The 19,020-nt window shown below is 38.5% G+C and carries 17 protein-coding genes; 2 read left to right on the top strand and 15 right to left on the bottom strand.

All coding sequences use genetic code 11. The features are described 5' to 3' along the window. Positions 1-14: 14 nt before the first annotated feature. From eutJ to AB3U99_RS03065, 14 genes are all read right to left on the bottom strand, one after another. Entirely contained in the window at positions 15-845 is an 831-nt protein-coding gene (gene eutJ, locus AB3U99_RS03130) for an ethanolamine utilization protein EutJ (RefSeq protein WP_349204718.1), read from the bottom strand. 91 nt (positions 846-936) lie between these two features. Beyond that, entirely contained in the window at positions 937-1,212 is a 276-nt protein-coding gene (gene pduA / locus AB3U99_RS03125; protein WP_349204717.1) for a propanediol utilization microcompartment protein PduA, read from the bottom strand. Further along, a complete protein-coding gene (gene pduA, locus AB3U99_RS03120; protein ID WP_349204716.1) occupies positions 1,205-1,495 on the bottom strand; it encodes a propanediol utilization microcompartment protein PduA in 291 nt (96 codons plus the stop codon). Before pduA (AB3U99_RS03120) ends, pduA (AB3U99_RS03125) begins: the two co-directional genes overlap by 8 nt. Beyond that, positions 1,488-2,072 (bottom strand): BMC domain-containing protein, encoded by a 585-nt coding sequence (locus AB3U99_RS03115; RefSeq protein WP_400245346.1) that lies wholly within the window; start codon positions 2,070-2,072, stop codon positions 1,488-1,490. The genes pduA (AB3U99_RS03120) and AB3U99_RS03115 overlap by 8 nt, the downstream gene beginning before the upstream one ends. Next, positions 2,073-5,441, bottom strand: a complete 3,369-nt coding sequence (nifJ, locus tag AB3U99_RS03110) for a pyruvate:ferredoxin (flavodoxin) oxidoreductase (RefSeq protein ID WP_400245344.1) — start codon at positions 5,439-5,441, stop codon at positions 2,073-2,075. A 15-nt stretch (positions 5,442-5,456) separates the two neighbouring features. After that, positions 5,457-6,374 carry a glycyl-radical enzyme activating protein gene (locus AB3U99_RS03105; protein ID WP_400245342.1) on the bottom strand — a complete coding sequence of 306 codons (918 nt, stop codon included), beginning with the start codon at positions 6,372-6,374 and terminating at the stop codon, positions 5,457-5,459. A gap of 13 nt (positions 6,375-6,387) precedes the next feature. After that, entirely contained in the window at positions 6,388-8,922 is a 2,535-nt protein-coding gene (locus AB3U99_RS03100; protein ID WP_400245340.1) for a glycyl radical protein, read from the bottom strand. 28 nt (positions 8,923-8,950) lie between these two features. Continuing rightward, positions 8,951-9,730, bottom strand: coding sequence for an MIP/aquaporin family protein (locus AB3U99_RS03095; protein WP_400245337.1), 780 nt, complete (start codon positions 9,728-9,730; stop codon positions 8,951-8,953). 10 nt (positions 9,731-9,740) lie between these two features. Continuing rightward, positions 9,741-10,856, bottom strand: coding sequence for a 1-propanol dehydrogenase PduQ (locus tag AB3U99_RS03090; protein ID WP_400245335.1), 1,116 nt, complete (start codon positions 10,854-10,856; stop codon positions 9,741-9,743). Between the two features lie 13 nt (positions 10,857-10,869). Further along, positions 10,870-12,360, bottom strand: coding sequence for an acetaldehyde dehydrogenase (acetylating) (locus AB3U99_RS03085; protein WP_349204705.1), 1,491 nt, complete (start codon positions 12,358-12,360; stop codon positions 10,870-10,872). 5 nt (positions 12,361-12,365) lie between these two features. Next, positions 12,366-13,133, bottom strand: a complete 768-nt coding sequence (locus tag AB3U99_RS03080) for a hypothetical protein (RefSeq protein WP_400245333.1) — start codon at positions 13,131-13,133, stop codon at positions 12,366-12,368. Between the two features lie 5 nt (positions 13,134-13,138). Beyond that, positions 13,139-13,798, bottom strand: coding sequence for a phosphate propanoyltransferase (locus AB3U99_RS03075; protein ID WP_349204703.1), 660 nt, complete (start codon positions 13,796-13,798; stop codon positions 13,139-13,141). 20 nt (positions 13,799-13,818) lie between these two features. Beyond that, on the bottom strand, positions 13,819-14,601 hold the full coding sequence (gene pduB, locus AB3U99_RS03070) for a propanediol utilization microcompartment protein PduB (RefSeq protein ID WP_349204702.1): 783 nt from the start codon (positions 14,599-14,601) through the stop codon (positions 13,819-13,821). A gap of 34 nt (positions 14,602-14,635) precedes the next feature. Further along, positions 14,636-14,905 (bottom strand): BMC domain-containing protein, encoded by a 270-nt coding sequence (locus AB3U99_RS03065; protein WP_349204701.1) that lies wholly within the window; start codon positions 14,903-14,905, stop codon positions 14,636-14,638. Positions 14,906-15,093: 188 nt separating this feature from the next. On the opposite strand from AB3U99_RS03065, the gene AB3U99_RS03060 reads away from it, so the two are divergent. Both AB3U99_RS03060 and AB3U99_RS03055 read left to right on the top strand, forming a co-directional pair. After that, a complete protein-coding gene (locus AB3U99_RS03060) occupies positions 15,094-16,332 on the top strand; it encodes a PocR ligand-binding domain-containing protein (protein WP_400245330.1) in 1,239 nt (412 codons plus the stop codon). Continuing rightward, positions 16,317-17,075 (top strand): helix-turn-helix domain-containing protein, encoded by a 759-nt coding sequence (locus AB3U99_RS03055; RefSeq protein ID WP_400245328.1) that lies wholly within the window; start codon positions 16,317-16,319, stop codon positions 17,073-17,075. The genes AB3U99_RS03060 and AB3U99_RS03055 overlap by 16 nt, the downstream gene beginning before the upstream one ends. 386 nt (positions 17,076-17,461) lie before the next feature. On the opposite strand, the gene AB3U99_RS03050 is transcribed toward AB3U99_RS03055, so the two are convergent. Continuing rightward, complete coding sequence (locus AB3U99_RS03050; protein WP_400245325.1) at positions 17,462-18,817, bottom strand: IS1182 family transposase; 1,356 nt, start codon at positions 18,815-18,817, stop codon at positions 17,462-17,464. Positions 18,818-19,020: the final 203 nt, after the last annotated feature.

The following is a 19,020-nucleotide window of genomic DNA, read 5'->3' as shown; positions in this document are numbered from 1 at the left end:
CTTTATAATCTCCTTTAAAATTCTTTACTTAACATTGCGATTCCAACTGGTGTTACCAATCGTGGATGAAACGGCTGGTAAACTGGAATACCCAACACTTTTTGAAAAACATCTTTAAATTGAGGAAAAACAGTCGTTCCTCCGACAAGATAGACAAGTTCAACAGGTTTACCATATTGTTGAATAAATCGTTGGGAGAGATGTGCCATTTTTTCGGCAACTGGATATAAAACTTGAAAATGCTCTTCATATTTTTGAGGGTTCCGTTTGTGTTTTTCTGCATCTTCTAAAGATATTTTATAATATCCAGACAATACTAACGACATATGATATCCACCTGTTGCTTCATCAGCTGAAAAAACTTGCTCGCCACCTTCAAACACACTGATTCCAGTAGTACCTCCACCGATATCGACAACACCACCATTATGAACCTCTAATACTTGGGCAGCTGCATATGGCTCATCTACAACCTGATCGACTTCAAATCCCGCTGCTTCCATCACGTGTGCAACAGCTTTTTGGCTATGTTCCCCAGTTTGTGGAGGAATGGCGCCACTAGCAAACAGTAGATCCCTCCCCACCAATTCTTCTGCCTTGTATTTCAATCTTTCTAGGATTTTGGATGCTTCAAAAAAATTGACTACTAGTCCATCACGCACGACTTGGGCATCTTCGGAAAAACAAGCTAAAGGCAGATTCTCTTCATTCAATACTACTATAACGATAGAGGACGTTCCCAGATCTACTCCCACTTTTATTTTATCTTTTGTCATATTCTTTTTTTGCTCGATCTCTTGTCGATATACAGCTTCTAAAAGCTGATCACCTGTTATTTTGGACACCTAATGATTCCTCCTTTTTGATTTATCTTTAGGAGTGCCATCAATGATTCACTATTTGATGGCACTACTGAAGATAAATCTTCAGCAAATCTCAACCATTAACTGGCAAGATTTTTTCAACATCCGTATGTGGACGCGGAATTACATGCACGGATACCACTTCTCCAACATTATTTGCTGCAGCTTCACCTGCTTCTGTTGCCGATTTAACTGCCCCCACATCTCCTCGTACTAATACCGTTACCAATCCTGATCCAATTTGTTTGTAGCCAATTAATCGAACGTTTGCTGATTTTACCATTGCGTCAGCTGCTTCCACCGATGCGATATATCCTTTTGTTTCAACCATTCCCAATGCATCATTCATCTTTCATTTCCCTCCATGCAGGTAAGATTTTTTCAACATCTGTATGCGGACGTGGAATCACATGCACGGAGACTACTTCTCCGATATTATTTGCAGCTGCTGCTCCAGCTTCTGTTGCCGATTTAACTGCCCCCACATCTCCTCGAACCAATACCGTTACCAATCCTGATCCAATTTGTTTATAGCCCACTAATTCAACGTTCGCTGATTTTACCATCGCATCAGCTGCTTCCACCGATGCGATATACCCTTTTGTTTCGATCATTCCTAATGCATCATTCATTTACTTGTCCCCCTTTTTTTGGTGCTGACGTGTTCTTTTGTATAGCACTTGTCCGTGGTTTGCGTTTTCGTTTATCAGATTCCTTAGGTGCTTTTTCTAAAGACCCCGATACAGAGGCTTCTGTTTTATTTGACTTTTCATCTGATGAGGTTTTATTTTCTGTTACGGATTCTGCTCTTCCCGCCTTTGCTGGAACTTGTGTCTCATTTTCTGTGGTCGCTGTTATTCCTTTTACCTTCGGAGGTTCAGACTGTTCTTTTTCTATACTTTCTTTACTTTTATGAACCTTAGTGTCTTTTAAAATAATATCGTTCTTTTTACCAAAGATATTATCAATCGGCCTTGCAATAACTCGAGCAGAAATCAGTCCTCTTTTCAATACCGCCTGCTGTTTTCCAGCTGAAACAGCGGCAGTCACTGCACCAACGTTACCATATACGCATACGGTCACCCAGCCACTGCCACGAGTAATCTTTAGATCCTCTGTCTGTACAGCGGCAGTCTTACTCATAATATCAGCAATTTCAAGAGCTAAAACAAATCCTTTAACTTCAATCATCCCCAATGATGCTTTCATCTAATTCACCTCCGCTTCATTTACCAATTGTTCTAAAATCAAATAATTTCGATTTCTTTTCATGATTTCTAAAAGTAATTCAGCTTTCAAATCAGAATGACGAATAATCTCAAAACGTGGATCACCTGCTAAGTATTTGTTTAGCGCTTCTTCTGAAAAAGTACAATGATCTCTAACAAAACGCTTTTTCTTATGTGGTCGATATCGAAATAATGGCCAATAACCACTATTGACAGCTGCACGGCTATTCTCAATTCCAGATACTTCTGTTTTATGAATCACACAATGACTATAAGCAAAAATGATAGAAACGCCTTCATACCTTTCTGCTTCTTTAATAGTCTTTTGCGTCTGATAAGGATCTGCAAAGATGGACACTTGGGCAACATATGCATGTTCATACATCATGGCAAAAAGACTCAAGTCTTTTCTTGCCAGTGGATTTCCAGCGGAAGCGAATTTCATTTTGGTCCCTTTACCGGAACTTTTGGATGCTTGTCCGCCAGTATTGGCATATCCCCCATTGTCTAGTATTAAAATATTTACATTTTCATTACGAGATATCAAATGATCGATCCCATTAAAATCAATATCATAGGCCCATCCATCCCCACCTACAAGCCATTGCGAACGCTTCAGTAGAAATTGTCGTTGAGCTTGCAATTGCTGTAAAGCCGGATCCAATGTATCAGAGATAGCTGACATCAGTTCCTCAATCAAATCGATATGGTAACCCTTATCTTTCATGACCTCCTGACAAAGATTTCTTACATTTAGTGGAGTATTTTCATCTTTGATAATACTTTTTAAAAGTTGATAACTTTCTTCACGGATTTTTTGATATCCCGCATGAATGCCTAACCCAAAAGCACTATTGTTTTCAAATAAGGAGCTAGACCATGTTGGTCCATGACCTTTTTCATTTTTTTTATAAGCAGAAAATGGAACACTCCCCCCCCAGATAGAACTACATCCGGTAGCATTCACCAGATTTAATCGTTCACCGAATAGTTCCGTCAACATATGAAGATAAGGCGTCTCTCCACATCCAGCACAAGCTCCGCGAGGATCAAAATAATCAGATTCTGTTTTCACTATCTGCTCCTTTTTCAATCGAAACGCATTGCGTTTTTCCTTCAATTCTACCGGTGAACAATTAATCAAGTGAAGAGCTTTTCCTTGAACAGGACAGGTATCCACACAAAGATGGCAACCAGTACAACGATCCGGATCAATTATAAGCTCGAATTCTTTTTCTCCCTGTTTTATTTGTGAAGTACTAATATGAATCGCATTATGTGGGCAAATTATTTGGCATTTCTTACAGCCAATGCACTGATCCTTTTGCCAACATGGAATTCCTTGAGATTCTACAAATTGTTTTCCCGGCTGAGTTAACGGAGAAAAATCTCCTCCTTGTAAGTGGTTATCTACCATCTCTTTTGTTGTCACTTCATTCAAAAAATAGTGATAAGGTTTTCGAGTAATATCTGAATACACCAACTCTTTTTTCTGAGGAGTAACTTTTTCAGCAGTCCATTTGAATTGCTTAATTTGATTTAATATGTCCTCCATCGCTTGATAAGTTGCGTAGCAGTAATCAACATTTTTCATAAATTCATTTCTTTTCAAAAGCTGCTTATAGTAAGCTAGTCCTTCATCAAATGGAATATAATCTGTCAATTTTAAAAAAGCTGTCATCATTAAACAATTAATCTTCGGACCTAATTCGTATTTTCTAGCCAAGTTACTGGCAGGAATCAAATAAATTTCCGCCGCTTTTTCTTGTAGGAGAGCAAGTGATTCATTGGAAATTGTTTTCTTTAACATATTCGAATCACCGCTGTAATTCACCAATAATTTCCCTTTTTGCTTAATAGAAGAAATAAGCTCAATACGATTTAAATAACTAGATTGCGTAACCATAACAACATCGCCGCTTTTGACAGGATATGCAGCTTTAATTGATTTAGAATGAATTCGTAAAGTCGAAACCGTCAAATTCCTACTTTTTACTGGCGAATAGTGAACTATATTTTGCACATCATAATCAGTTAGGTGCCCAATTACCTTGGTTATTTCTCTAATTCCACTGGTGCTACCATCGGATCCAAACCCGAAGGCTATAATTTCCGTCCCAGCAAAAGGATCTTCTATCTCCTCTTGTGGAATAGTTAAACAAGTTGCATCATCGGTAATTCCAATCACGCCGCTTTTTTCTCTTGGCCAAGTAGCCATATTTTTAAAAATGCCTCTAATTTGCTCCGGTGTAACATCTTTCCCACCGATTCCATAACGGCAACCGATAATTCGAACTGGCCGATCTGCTTGGGTGCATACGTGCTGAACATCTAGTAAAAGTGGTTCACCGCTTGCCCCTGGCTCTTTTGTACGGTCCATCACACAGATCTCTTTTACTTTCTCTGGCAATCGTTCTAAAAAGATTTTCTTTGGAAAAGGTCGGTATACATGAATGACTAACAATCCGACTTTTTCTCCTTTCTGATGCAATGATTCCACAACGGCTTTGACCGTTTCCTGAGCAGACCCCATTATTACTATTATTCTTTCGGCATCCCTTGTCCCAAAATATTCAACCGATGAGCTGAGAATGCCAAACAGTGGATTCAGTTGCTGAATAAGGGATTCAATAACCGTTTCAGCTTGATCATACAATCCATTAATACTCTCTCGCTGCTGGAAAAAAAGATCCGGCATAAAAGATCCTCCAGTAATCTTCGGATTGAAATTAGATAAACAATCGTTCCGAAAATCTACTAATCCCTGCTCATTATAAACTTTTCTTAATGCTTGATAACTTGGTACCTGGATTTTACGAACTTCGTGACTTGTTTCAAAACCGTCAAAAAAGTGCAGTACTGGTAAGCGTAACGCTACTGCAGCCATATGTGCTACGGCAGCAAAAAGGCCGACTTCTTGAACATTGCCTGAGGCCAACATGACCGTTCCCGTCTGTCTAACAGCCATTACATCGCTATGATCACCGTAAATACTTAATCCACTCGTAGCTACTGTGCGGGCAGAAACGTGTAATACACCAGGCAGAAGTTCTCCTGCCATTTTGTATAACGCTGGAATCATTAATAGCAGGCCTTGCGAGCATGTATAGGTTGTTGCTAAAGCACCGGATTTCAACACCCCGTGTAATACGCCAGCAGAACCCGTTTCTGATTCCATTTGAATCGTTTGTACGGTAGTACCAAATAAATTTACTTGCCCCTCACTAGACCATTGTTCGACTTTTTCTGCCATTGGAGAAGATGGCGTGATGGGAAAAAGGCTAGCGATTTCCGTGAAAGCATAGGATATATAAGCTGCTGTTTCATTACCGCTCATCACTTTTTCCATTTTATTCACTCCTTTTTATCCGCCAATTTGACAAGCAACACCAAGATTCTCTACCAGCTCTTTTAAAACTTCTATTTGGTGTTGCGTAGGGGTTGGTGTGTCTACATTTTGATACTGTCTTCCCAAATTCCCATATTTGTTAGCCCCATATGGATGATAGGGCAACAAATAAAGTTTAGTTGCCCGTAATTCTTTTGCAATCAATGCAATTTCAGCGATTTCTTCTGGATGATCATTGAATCCTGGCACTACTGGAACTCGGATTGCAAGTTCCGTTCCAGGATATTCAGCAATAATTTTTGCCGATTTTAAAATCAGTTCATTGGATTTACCTACATACTTGCGATGCTTTATGCTGTTAATATGTTTAATGTCCAGTAAAAACAAATCCAGATGAGGTAAGATAGAGCGCAATACTTTTTCTGTCGCATAACCGGTAGATTCAATCGCAGTATGCCAGCCCTGTTCTTGAGAAGCTTTTAACAATTCTTTAGCAGCTTCTGGTTGGGCCAATGCTTCTCCGCCAGATAAGGTGATTCCACCATTTGATTTGCGATAATGAACAGCATCTTTTTTTAATTCCTCTATCAACTCACTTATAGTCATCTTTCGACCAACCATCGTTAATGCTTTACTGAAACAAACTTCACTGCAAGCTCCACAATTCACACATTTATTTCGATCAATCTCGATGGTTGGGTTAAAGGAAATCGCATCATACGGACAGACCGTTTCACAGCGACGACAATCGATACAATTATCCCTTACCAGCATTAACTGTTTGTTATAGTTCTGACTTTCCGGGTTGCAACACCAAGTGCAATTCAAAGGACAACCTTTGAAAAAAATAATCGTACGAATTCCCGGGCCATCATGTACAGAAAAACGCTGAATATCAAATATCATGGCTTTTTTTTCCACGGTTTGTTCCATGATTGCCTCCTAATTAAAAGTTTTGTTCTGTCCGAGAAATAATGTCTTCTTGGATAGATTTATCCAATGATACAAAGTGAGCACTATAGCCAGCGACACGAACTACCAAATTCTTGTATTTTTCAGGATTTTTCTGAGCATCTAATAAAATATCTCTGCTGATTACATTAAATTGGACATGCATTCCCTTTTGATCAAAATATCCTCGGACAAGAGAACCCAAATTCCGTAAACCTTGTTCACCAGAAATAGCAGATGGATGGAACTTTTGATTGAGTAACGTTCCGTTAGAAGCAATATGATGATCTAATTTTGCTACAGAGTTTAATACCGCTGTTGGTCCACTTACGTCCCGACCAGATGTAGGCGATACTCCATCCGCCAATGGTTCACCTTCATAACGGCCGTCTGCTGACGCTTTCGTATTCAGGCCAAGCGATACATTTGCTGATACTGGATACAATCCTGGTTGGAACGTACCACCGCGAGGGTTTTTGTATTTTTGAACTTCTTCGCAATATACTAAGGCAACTTCACGCACAAGGTAATCTATTTCATCAATGTCATTTCCAAATTTCGGCGCACCGTTAAGCAATAAGCTCCGAATATATTCACCATCTTTGGAGACATTAGCTGTAGTAGTTGGTTTTGTTGCAACAGCTGAATTATTACTATCATTTGCTAATAATCCTTGCAATAATTCTACTAATTTTTCACTTGATAGTTTCGTAAGATCAAGGGAATTTGACTCCTGTACTGGTTCTGGTGCTGATGTTGGTGTTAGCGAACCTCTGCCAAAGTTTGTATCTAATGCCTGCTTTAATTCAACTAATGACAATTCTTTTTGATCAAAGACTAATTTCTTAATCGCTAATAATGCATCACCAGTATTGGCAATTCCAACACCTTGAGGACCAGTGAAGTTATATTTTGCACCTCCTTCTTGTAAAGACTTACCTTTATCGATACAATTTTCGACCATTGAAGATAAAAATGGCAACGGTGTACGGGTACCATGGGCTACGTCTACAGCATTATCAGCATTTACCAACAGATTCACGAAATAAGTCATCTGTTCTTTAAAGGCAGATTCCAGTTGTTCAAATGTGGCAAAAGATTCTACCGTTCCCGTATGTAGACCAATCACTTTTCCATCTACATACCCATTGTTCAAGGTAATCTCTAAAACCTTTGGAATATTAAAAAATGCCGCATCATGCCACCCTTCTGTTTTACCACCGACCTGTGGTTCAACGCATCCGATAATGCCATAGTCCCGCGCATCCTCTAAACAAATGCCGCGGTTTTCCAATGACGGAATAATTACCTCATCACTGTAATACGCTGGCATTCCCAAACCTAAACGTGAAACTTCTCCCGCTTTATGAAGCAAAGAGTCCGGTGTTCGGTTCCAAACACGAATTGAAATAGACGGTTGCGGTAATTTTGTATGGGCACTTGCTTCTAAACAGGCATATGACAACAGGTTTGTTGCATCCAAACCTCGTTTGTCTTGTCCACCAACAATCAAGTTTTGGAACATCGGATAGCCACCGAATGCTTTGGTTGAAGCTTCATCACGAATCTTGTTGACATCATTGAATTTCACCCATAAACAATCCAATAATTCTTGTGCTTTATCCTCAGAAAGCAAACCTCCTTCCACATCCTTTTTATAAAAAGGATAAACATACTGATCAAAACGCATCGGTGAAATAGAATGACCGTTTGATTCAATTTGAATTACCGCTTGAATAATCCAAAATGACTGCAACGCTTCATAAAAAGATTCAGCTGGATTTTCCGGTACACGTTTCAAGAGCTGAGCCAATGTATTCAATTCTTCTTTTCGGTTGGTGTCTGTTGCTACCACTGCTTCTTCAACTGCTTTTTGTGCTAAGCGTTTTCCATAAGTGATAACAGCATCAACGGAAATAATTACAGCTTCTAAGAAATGACTTTTTTCGATAGCATTGGGATCCCCTAGGTCAAGTCCATCAAGCGCGATTCGTGCTTCTTCTTTGATTCCTTTTAAACCAATTTTCAATACTTTTTTGTAGTCTACTGAGATATGCCCTACCCCATTGAAAAAATAGTTGCCAACTGTGAAGACCCCTGCATCCATTGCTTTAATTGTCTCTGGCGCCATCAATTCCGTTGCCAATTCATTGGTAGTTTTTCCTTTCCAATATTTAAAGGTTTCGGATAAAGCTTCTTTTGTCGACTGATCGATTAAGAAGACATCTCCTGTACGTTTTTCGATACGATCAAATTCATCTTCCAACCATTGATTGGAAAATTCAGGGAAAATTTGCGTTCCGCGAGGAGTCGTTGTTAAATTTCCAACGATCAACTCATCAGGACGAATCACTATCTTCATGTTTTCTAAAATATGCTGTAGTGCTTTTGCACGACGAATAATAATCGGCTGACTTTCTGTTTGTTGATAAGATTCTGTAATTAATACTGCCCGCTCTGCCTCAACGCGGGGATCAGATGCATAGAGATGTTCGATTAATTTTTCAATACGTGGACTAACTTGAACCATATTTATTTCCTCCCTATATATTTATAAATTATGCTTTTGGATAATATGCTTTGATTAATTTGAAATAGATAAATCCAGCAGCAATAGCTCCTAAAATTGGACCAAAGATTGGAACGATCAGTCCGTACGCATGGGGACCTAGTGCCTCCGTTCCCCATCCAGCAATCATCGTGAACAATCGTGGACCAAAATCACGAGCTGGATTCATGGCAAACCCTGTCAAGGTTCCAAAACTAAGACCACATACAGCTACTGTCAAGCCAATCACAATTGCTGCCAAACCACCACTTGGTGCTCCTTCATTGTCAGAATCTGTCACACTGTAGATAACCAGCATCAAAATTAATGTGATAACAAACTCAACAAAGAATCCGTTTAATAGACTGACATTTGATCCTGGCAAAGTTGCAAAGATACCTGAGGTTGCCTGGCCGCTTTCCGTTCCCCTAACAACATCATTGGTGTATTCAAAAGCTATAATACTACTGCGGAACAATCCGTAGGCAACTGCCGCTGCACCAAAACCACCAAAAATCTGTGCTAAGATGTAAGGAATAACCTTATTACGTGGGAATTTCCCCCAAAAGAACAATGAAATGGTCACTGCAGGATTAATATGAGCGCCTGATCCGAATGCAGCAATAAAGATGCCTAAAGAGACAGCTAATCCCCATACAATGGCCAGTTCCCAATAAGAAACAGTCGTTTCAGTCGCAACCAACACTGCTACCGCACCAATTCCAATCAAAACAAACAGAAAGGTACCTAAAGCTTCAGCAATACACTCTCCAAATAGTTTTTTTTTCATAAATTTTCTCCTAATTTTTAAAGAATGATAAATATAGTTCCCCTAGTGACTGAGAATCTGGTGTCCGTGGATTGGTAGCAGTACAAGCATCAGCTAATGCAAGCGTTATGATTTGATCTTTTCGATTGATATATTCTGCCGATACAATCCCAACTTCTTCAAAATGATCGGCAATCCCCAAGGCTTTATTTAAATAACGGATAGCCATTATCAAATGCTTAACTCCCATCTCTGCCGTTTCAGCCGGTAAACCTAATTCTTTCGCCATTTGCTGATATTTTTCAGCTGCACACTGATTTTTTGCGTTATATTCAACAACACCTGCCATCAATACGGCATTAATGCGACCATGGGGCAAGTGAAATGTTCCTCCGATGGCGTGAGCCAAACTGTGATTGATTCCTAGACTAGCATTTGTAAAAGCCATTCCTGCCAATGTCGATGCTTTATGCATCAAATCACGAGCAACCAAATCATTAGGGTTTTGATAAATCTTTGGCAGATTTTCAAATACTAATTTCACCGTTTTTTCAGCTAAAGCATCGGTAAATGTGGAAGCGTTTGTAGAAACATACGCTTCTAAAGCATGTGTCAAAACATCCATTCCCGTGTCAGCACTGACTTTTGGCGGTACGCTTTTTACTAGATCTACGTCTAGAATAGCAATATCAGGAATAAGCGCTTCCTCAACAAATGGCTTTTTGTCCTCTCCATTTGTAATAACAGTGAAAGAAGTCACTTCACTTCCTGTGCCGCTAGTAGACGGAATAGCTACGAATGTCGGTTTTTGATAGTCAGAAAATAGTTTGTAATTGCTCAAAACCATCCCTTTAGCTGTATCAATCGCTGAACCACCTCCGATTGCGACTAGATGTGTTGGCTTAAAAGAATTCATTTTACCCAATCCTTTTGCTATCACCTCAACTTTCGGATCTGGCGTGACTTCACTAAACACCTCATAGGCAATCTTTTTTTGACTAAGAGTATCCGTGATTTTTTTGGTAAAACCCAATTTTTCCATCATCGGATCTGCTACGATAAAAACACTACGACTATCCAATGTGGAAAAAAACACCTGTAATGGTATATCAAATATAATTTTTGTACGGATTGAAAAATCTGTCATTTTTTCACTTCCTTCAGTTAGTTTGTAATTTCGCGATAGCTAACTGGATTAATTCTCTTACTTGCGTATCCGACATATCAGCTGGAACACTTGTGATCTCACTTGAGTTTGACGAAACCGTCTCTCCATAACTTTGACGAATTTCCGCTAATGAGCGGACACCATAAGCAGCTTTACGAATATTAACTAAATTCATCGGTGTAATATTGTCAGAAGTTGAACTTCCCCCAACAGCTCCACAACCTAATGTTAAGGCTGGTGCTATGTTTGTTGCACCACCGATTCCTCCTAGTGCACCTGGAGCATTGATTAGCATTCTAGATACTGGCTTTCTTAATGCAAATTCACGAATTACTGCATCGTCTTTAGAATGTATACATAATGTATGTCCCTTTCCTTCTACTTCTAGTAATTCAATACAGCGGTCGCATGCTGATAACCAATCTTCTTCCACATAAAAAGCTAGGATTGGGCATAGTTTTTCTCTTGCATAAGGATTAGATTTATTAGCCGTTTTTTGCTGGGAGATCAGCACAGTTGTTTGTTCTGGAACATAAAAGCCAGCTAGTTGTGCCAATTTGACTGCAGATTTCCCAACAATTGCTGGATTCATTGTTCCATTAGCTCGCAAAATCAATCCTGAAAGCTTTTCACTTTCTTCTGATGATAAGAAATAAGCACCCTGACGCTTAAATTCTGAAACTACTTGGTCAGCAATCAACCGTTCCACAACGATAGATTGTTCAGAGGCACAAATTACACCGTTATCAAAAGTCTTACTATCAATAATTTTGCTAACTGCATCAGGAATATCTGCTGTTCTTTCGATAAATGCAGGGCCATTTCCTGGACCTACCCCAATTGCCGGATTCCCAGAACTATAAGCAGCTCTGACCATCGCTTCACCTCCTGTAGCTAAAATGATGGCAATATCACGATGTTTCATCAGTTCAGATGTCCCTTGCATCGTTAAAATGCTCAACGTACCGACAACACCATCTGGCGCTCCAGCTTCTAAAGCGGCACTCTTTAAAATCTTAACCGTTTCTAAAATAGCTTTTTTCGCTCCTGGATGAGGAGAAAAAACGATGGCATTTCCAGCTTTAATAGCAATTAGAGCTTTATAGATTGTCGTAGAAGTTGGATTGGTAGAAGGAATCAATCCAGCAACAACGCCCATAGGAACAGCTACTTCTATAACTTTTTGTTCTTTATCTTCTTTTAAAAGACCAATGGTTTTCATATCTTTAATAGATTCATATACTGTTTGACTAGCAAACTTATTTTTGATTATTTTGTCTTCAATTTTTCCAAAACCAGTTTCTTCGTAAGCCAGCTTCGCTAAATAATCCGCTTGCTCATATGCTCGATGATACATTTTTTCGACAATTCTATTAATCTGCTCTTGTGTCATTTTTGCTAATTCTTTTTGCGCTTTTTTAGCTGCTTCTATTACACGCCGAGTCTCTTGAATCGAACGTAAATCTTTATCAAACTCTAACATTTCTTTTATTTCCTCCTCTGATATTCGTCTAAATATTCAGCTGCAAGATCCGTGAATTTCACTCCTTGTCGAAGAGCCATATCAGGGTTTTGCTGCACATCCTTCAAAGTTAAGAGTTCTCCTCTAGTATCTACCTGCTTTTGGAACTTCTGATAAGAGGCGTTAAAAAGAAAATTTTGGTTTTCTCCTTTTTTGGTGGAATCATCAGACTGTATCTTTTTAGAAGCAAATTCTTCAACACAAGTTTTAAATTCAATTAGAGTTCCAACTTTCGCTCCCATCTTTTTCAACATTTCTTCTTGCGCATTAATCATCTGATTTATGAATTCATTTTGATCCAATTCGCGATAAATAGCATAATCTGTATCCGTCTTAAACGAGTGACTGGAAACTAAGATTGGCTTGTTCATTAAAAAGAGGTGTTGTAGTACTGTAAGAGTAAAATTATCTGAGATTCCATTGACTATTTTAGCTAGTGAATTCCTTGTGAAAAAAGGCACAAAAACGCCGTCGAAATTTTGCAAATCATTCTCAGCGATTAATCGATAACCGTCCGCTTTTTCTCCTAAATCTAGCCATTGTTCCTCTACACCCAATTGTTGCAAGTTATCCGAAAATAAAAAGGTATAATCAAAATCTTGTCGATATTTTTTAAGAAGCTCATGGATTTCCTTTTGATTATGTGTGCTACAAAAAAGAAGTACCAAAACTTTTTGCTTTTCTTCTCGTTGCGAGAGAATTCGTACTATTTTTCCGATTAACTCTCCTTCCATTTACCTCACCCCGCTTCGATAATTTCTACGAAGCTGTGATTGGATAAGCCTGCTGCATTTGCCTCATCCATGTCTAAATGGCATTCCAATACAAAATCTTCCCGTACTCTAACAACCGTATTAAGATAAATTGTCTCCCGGTCTCCACATGCTTTTATAGCGACCTTTTGTTTATCTGCCACACTGAACTTCACAGCATCAGCAGGACTCATATGAAGATGCCGTTTTGCAATAATCACATTTTGATGTAAATGAACAATCCCCTTTGGTCCGACTACACAGACACTTGCTGCATTTGTTAAATCTCCCGACTCATTCACAGGAGCTTTAACACCAAGTTTAAAAGCATCTGTTTTCGAGATTTCTACTTGAGATTTTCCGCGAGCTGGACCCAATACTCGGACATTTTCAATAACCCCTTTGGTACCGACAATCGTGACAGTTTCCTTAGCAGCATATTGCCCAGGCTGCTTCAATTCTTTCAACAAATTCAATTTATATTCCCTACCAAAAAGCTGGTGAATATCTTCTTGACAAAGATGAATATGTCGATTCGACACTCCTACTGGTATCAAATATTCCGTTTCCTTATTTGGCTCACTGATTCGATTTAAAAGTTCTTCAACAACTTGAGCCAATTGCTGTTGTGAAATTTCTTCCTTCATATTTTGATTCTCCTCATTTTTTAGATAAGTGTTGGAATGGATGCTGATTTTGGAGTTTCTCCCATAGACCCTAACGTAGCCAACCCAACATCTTGGGCACTTAATAATGCTTGTTTCACAGCACCTGAATCTCCCGTAATCGAAACGATGATCTCATTTGAACGAGCCGTACCGTTATCTGGGCTTGCAAATGTCACTACATCGACATTCGCTGTTTTAACAGCTGTATCTGCCATCACAAGCCCAATCGCTGCCGGTGCACCGACAATAATTCCAAATGATTTCCCAACTGGTGCGGTAAAAGCCAATTCTAAAGCTTGACTGGCTCGAGCAGTATAATGTAATTCAATATGACCGGCATCATTGGCATATACATTCCCAAAATTACGTTCTATTGCTTCCAATGTAATTTCAACGGCACGACGAGCATCGGAAACATCTTCGGCAGCAAAGATAATAGTTGCACCATGCCCAGCCCCACCTTTTGTATCACGCGCCATTTCAATTTTTACAATCTCCGTATTTGTAGCTTTCACCGCTTCATCAGCAGCCATAACATGTGGCGCCCCACCCGTACGACCGCTTAGAAATCCTATTGAACGATATTTTCCATCAATACCTAAATATTGATGTAGTTGTGAATCTAAGTTTGCAATTACAAGTCCAATGGTATCCCCCATTGCTGTTCCAACAAATTCTGTTATTGTTTTCCCAGTGGAAGTGACTACGCCTTCTTCAGCTTCTATTGGTTGGTTTACTCTTTTTTGTGCTTCTGCCAAAACTTGTTCTAAAATATTTGTCATTTTTTCTCCTCCAATGTTTTTTATTCAATCATATCTAGACTAATAATTTTTCAACATCGCCATGTGGTCTTGGTATAACATGTGTTGAAACAACTTCTCCAACATTTCGGGCAGCACTCACACCTGCATCTACTGCTGCTTTTACAGCACCAACGTCACCACGAACCAAAGTAGTCACCAACCCTGAACCAATCTGTTTTGACCCTACTAACTGTACATTTGCTGCTTTCGCCATAGCGTCAGCACCTTCCACCGCTGCAACAAAACCTCTCGTTTCAATCATTCCTAAAGCTTCTTGTCCCATATGTTTCCCTCCAAATGTTTTGATACCGTAAATATAACATGATAACGCTAACAAAAATTTGTTTAAACTGACCTCTTATATAACAAAAGAAACCGTCTTCTAATTGTGTAAATTCAGACACATATAACAAATATGACTTTCAGTGTGCTATACTAACAAAAAAATACATGAGAGGAATTGCGATAGAAATGAACGATATTTCATTACAAGATATTATAGATGTTGATCGTTTAGCAGAAGTCCAAGAAAAACTATCCGATATGATGAGTGTATCTGCCGTTACCGTCGATCGCGATGGTACTCCTATCAGTAATTTAAATAACTTTTCTCCTTTATGCCAATTAATCCGGTCTACTGAAAAAGGACAGGAACGCTGTATCCTTTGTGATAAAAAAGCATGTGAACTTGCAATCCACCTAGGAGCTGCTATAAGTTATGACTGCCACATAGGTTTAAAGGATTGTTGCGCACCAATTGTAGTAGATGATGTAATGGTTGGCGCTGTATTAGGAGGCCAAGTATTGCTAAATGATGCGAAATTGGAAGATAATATACAAAATTTAATGAAGTTGGAAAAAGAATTTGATTTACCCCATGAAGAATTAATTAATGCTATTGATAAGATTCCGGTTGTCAAGTTCGATTACTTAAAAAAATGTCTCGATCTTTATAAACTGATCGCCAATTATTCAAAAGAGATGGGCTTAAAATATTTGGCCCAGCAAAAGCTTTTGGATGAGACACAGAAAAAACTAGAATTCGAACAACGGGCTAAATATGCAGAATTAAAATCTATTGAGGCTCAAATCAACCCTCACTTTTTATTTAACACCTTAAATTCCATTGCTCGTATGGCAATGTTTGAAGAAGCCAATGACACAGAAGAAATGATTTTCAATCTTTCTGATCTGCTTCGCTATAATTTGCGCCAAATTAATGAATTTCCGACTTTACATACAGAAATGGAAAACATCCGCCGTTACTTACTCCTGCAAAAGGTCCGCTATCAGGATCGACTAAATTATTCTATTCTGTTAGATTCAAAATTAGAAAAATTTTTAATTCCTTCTATGATTCTGCAACCATTGGTGGAAAACGCTATCATCCATGGACTTGAACCACTTTCTTATGGAGGAAGGTTGGAAATTGAGTGTCTAGAGGTTGATGACCAGCTAAAGATTCTCATTAAAGATACTGGTATTGGTATCCCCGAAAGTAAAAAAGCAACTTTATTGGACAGCAATTGTTTTAACGGCCATTTAGGTGTTATGAACTCTCACTTACGAATTCAGGATTATTTCGGAAAAGTATATGGGCTTAAACTAATGAATAATGATCAATATACCACAATCATTGAATTAACATTTCCTAAGATAACTACCAAGGCACAAATCAGAAAGGAGCCATCACTATGTGTGTCCGATTAATGATTGTAGAAGACGAAAACTTAGAGAAAAAAGCACTACGGAAGATTATTACTTCTCGATTCCCTGAAATCCAAATCGTTGCTGAACCATCCACCGGGTATGAGGCTTTGAAGGAAGCCAAACAAACAAAGCCTGATATTATTTTCATGGATATTGGACTACCAGAATTGGATGGACTATCCGTCCAAGAAGAGCTAGTCGATTTTCTGCCCAAATCGCAGACTATCGTCTTAACAGCCTACTCCGATTTTGAATACGCTCACAAAGCACTAAAGATTCATGTTGCAGATTATTTACTAAAACCTGTGAGAAAAGAATTGGTCATTCAAGCTATTGATAAGGTTTTAAGCACAATAAAGAATGATGATAAACCGGTTTACACTAAAGAAAAAAACACACCTATTCTATCAGTTGAAAATAGTCATCCCGCGATTCAAAAAGCAATAGATTTGGTCACTCAAAAATATAAGACTGATATAAAAGTAAAAGATATTGCAAAAGAATTGTATCTTAATCCACAATATTTTAGTCGTCTCTTCAAAAAAGAAATGAATATCAGCTTTATGGACTATCTACTACAGTATCGCTTGGAAAAGGCAAAAGAAATGCTGAAAGAAACGGACTTACCTATTTACGCTATTTCCCAAAAATGCGGATTTACCGATTCAGCTTACTTTTGCAAAAAGTTTCTACAACAAATTGGGACAACTCCTTTAAAATATCGAAAAACAAGCTTATTGTAGGCATAACCATATATAATAAGTCTAGATAAAGGCCCTTTTTCAAGAAGAGTTTATCTAGACTTATTTTTTTACGAGGGCTACTATTTATTACAGCTTATAGCCTAAGAATACGTTATCCAAAAATATTCAAAGCTCATAAGATTTTACTGAGTTTAGTGGTACGTTTCCGAAATATAATGGATTGCTAGGGTGAAAAATCTAGGAGTTAGAAAGCAGAAATATCTTACCTAAAAAAAGACAACAATAACATAACTGCTGTATATAATGGGACAAGGAACCTGCTCGCTTGTCTCCGTGAATCTTTTATTTCTTTTATTTGAGTTAATTTCATAATTCGAGCTTTTAAAGAAACACAGACTTACAGAATTTTATCTCCTATAAAATTTTTAAGCTGCTTGTTGCTTACTTAACTTACGGTTAATCCTATCTGCTCCTAACTTGGAAGCATTGTAAACAAGCGTTACGAGATCAAAATGGACTTTCGCTCTTTTCCCAGTACGATAACGAACATTGTTGAGCTGGAAATAACCTTTAAGATAGGCATTTACTCGCTCAACCGCTGTACGTTGTTTAAAGATGGTTTTCCAAGTTTTTGATCCACGGGCTGGTGCGGTATATCTTCTAAGATCGGTTGTGATTTTTACTTTGTATACTCTCTGACAAAGACCATCATTCGCTAACGGACAGTCTTTACACTCTTTTGGACGTGTATATTTTAACGTTTCATACTGATGATCAAAGCTATCGTAACGGTAAGAATGCTCTCGGACACATGTAGGGGCGAAGTGCTTATCAAATCCAATAGGTTCGGGTTCATTCCGCTTATTATAAGCAATCACAGATTGATGCCCCATTCGATGAATTTGGGTATAAATCGCTTCAAAATCATAACCTGCATCCATTGTTTGATAACGCATGGAAGGAAACAAAACGTGTTCGTGAAGTCCTTTTAATAAAGGGATTGCAGCTTTTCCATCATTTAAATTAGCGGAAGATAGAAGAGACTGAAAGATATACTGACTCTTTGTCCCTACAGCTAAATGAGCTTTGTAGCCATACCAAAAAACATTTTTTCCTTGGCTGTTTTTCTTGATTCCCCATTGAGGATCTTGAGGAATTTCAGCTCGAAGTTCATCCAGAGGAATATCTAGTTGTTCTTCTATTTTCTTGTCATAAAGTGGAAGGTTGGCTTCCTGTTCTGCTTTTTCGATAAGCCATTGTTCACGCTCTTCTTTTGATTTACGTCCACGTTTTTTCGGTTCCGATTTTGGCTGTTCTTCCTTTGGAGGTGCTGCATCTTTGGCTAGTACATGCGTGGCATCAATGGCAACTGTGTCATCCTCCACAAAGCCTTCTGAAATGGCTTGATGGAGCAGTGTTCCTTGCACATTTTCAAGAACATCGGATTCACAAAGAACAGTAATCATTCTAGAATAAGCTGCTTCTGAGGGGATAGAGTCTGAAACTAAAAACCCACAGTCGAGACGAAAGATCATGTCATATTTTAACCGTTTCACTAAATCCTTAATAAACGGAATTCGCTCCGTAATTCTAGCGATGAGCGAATAAATCATCGCTGCATAGTTTAGCCCAACAGGCCTTCCAAAACGCGATTTCTTCGTTACCACAGCGAAGATCGGTTCGATGTCAATGGTAGAAAAAACAGCTTCAAACCGTTGGGTAGGTTCTAAATGATATAATTCTTGTAGGTCAAATAGGCTTCCTTGTCGTATAATAGTCATAGGGAGTCTTCCTCCAGTCTTATTAGTTTGTGTAGTGCTTACTAAATTCGACATTTTGGGGAGGTACTCCTTTTTTTGTGTCTCTGAGACCTTGAGGCTCTAAGCGTTAAATTTATGAAATTGATTCATTTACATAAATTTTACCTCTAACTATATTATCAGTTAAGGATAATCAAATAGATAGCAAAGATAGTAGTATAAAT

It is taken from the genome of Niallia tiangongensis (assembly GCF_044704065.1).
GTDB classification, from domain to species: Bacteria; Bacillota; Bacilli; order Bacillales; family Cytobacillaceae; genus Niallia; species Niallia tiangongensis.
The sequence above is the reverse complement of the archived record's forward strand: the minus strand, read 5'-3'. Positions and strand labels throughout refer to the sequence as shown.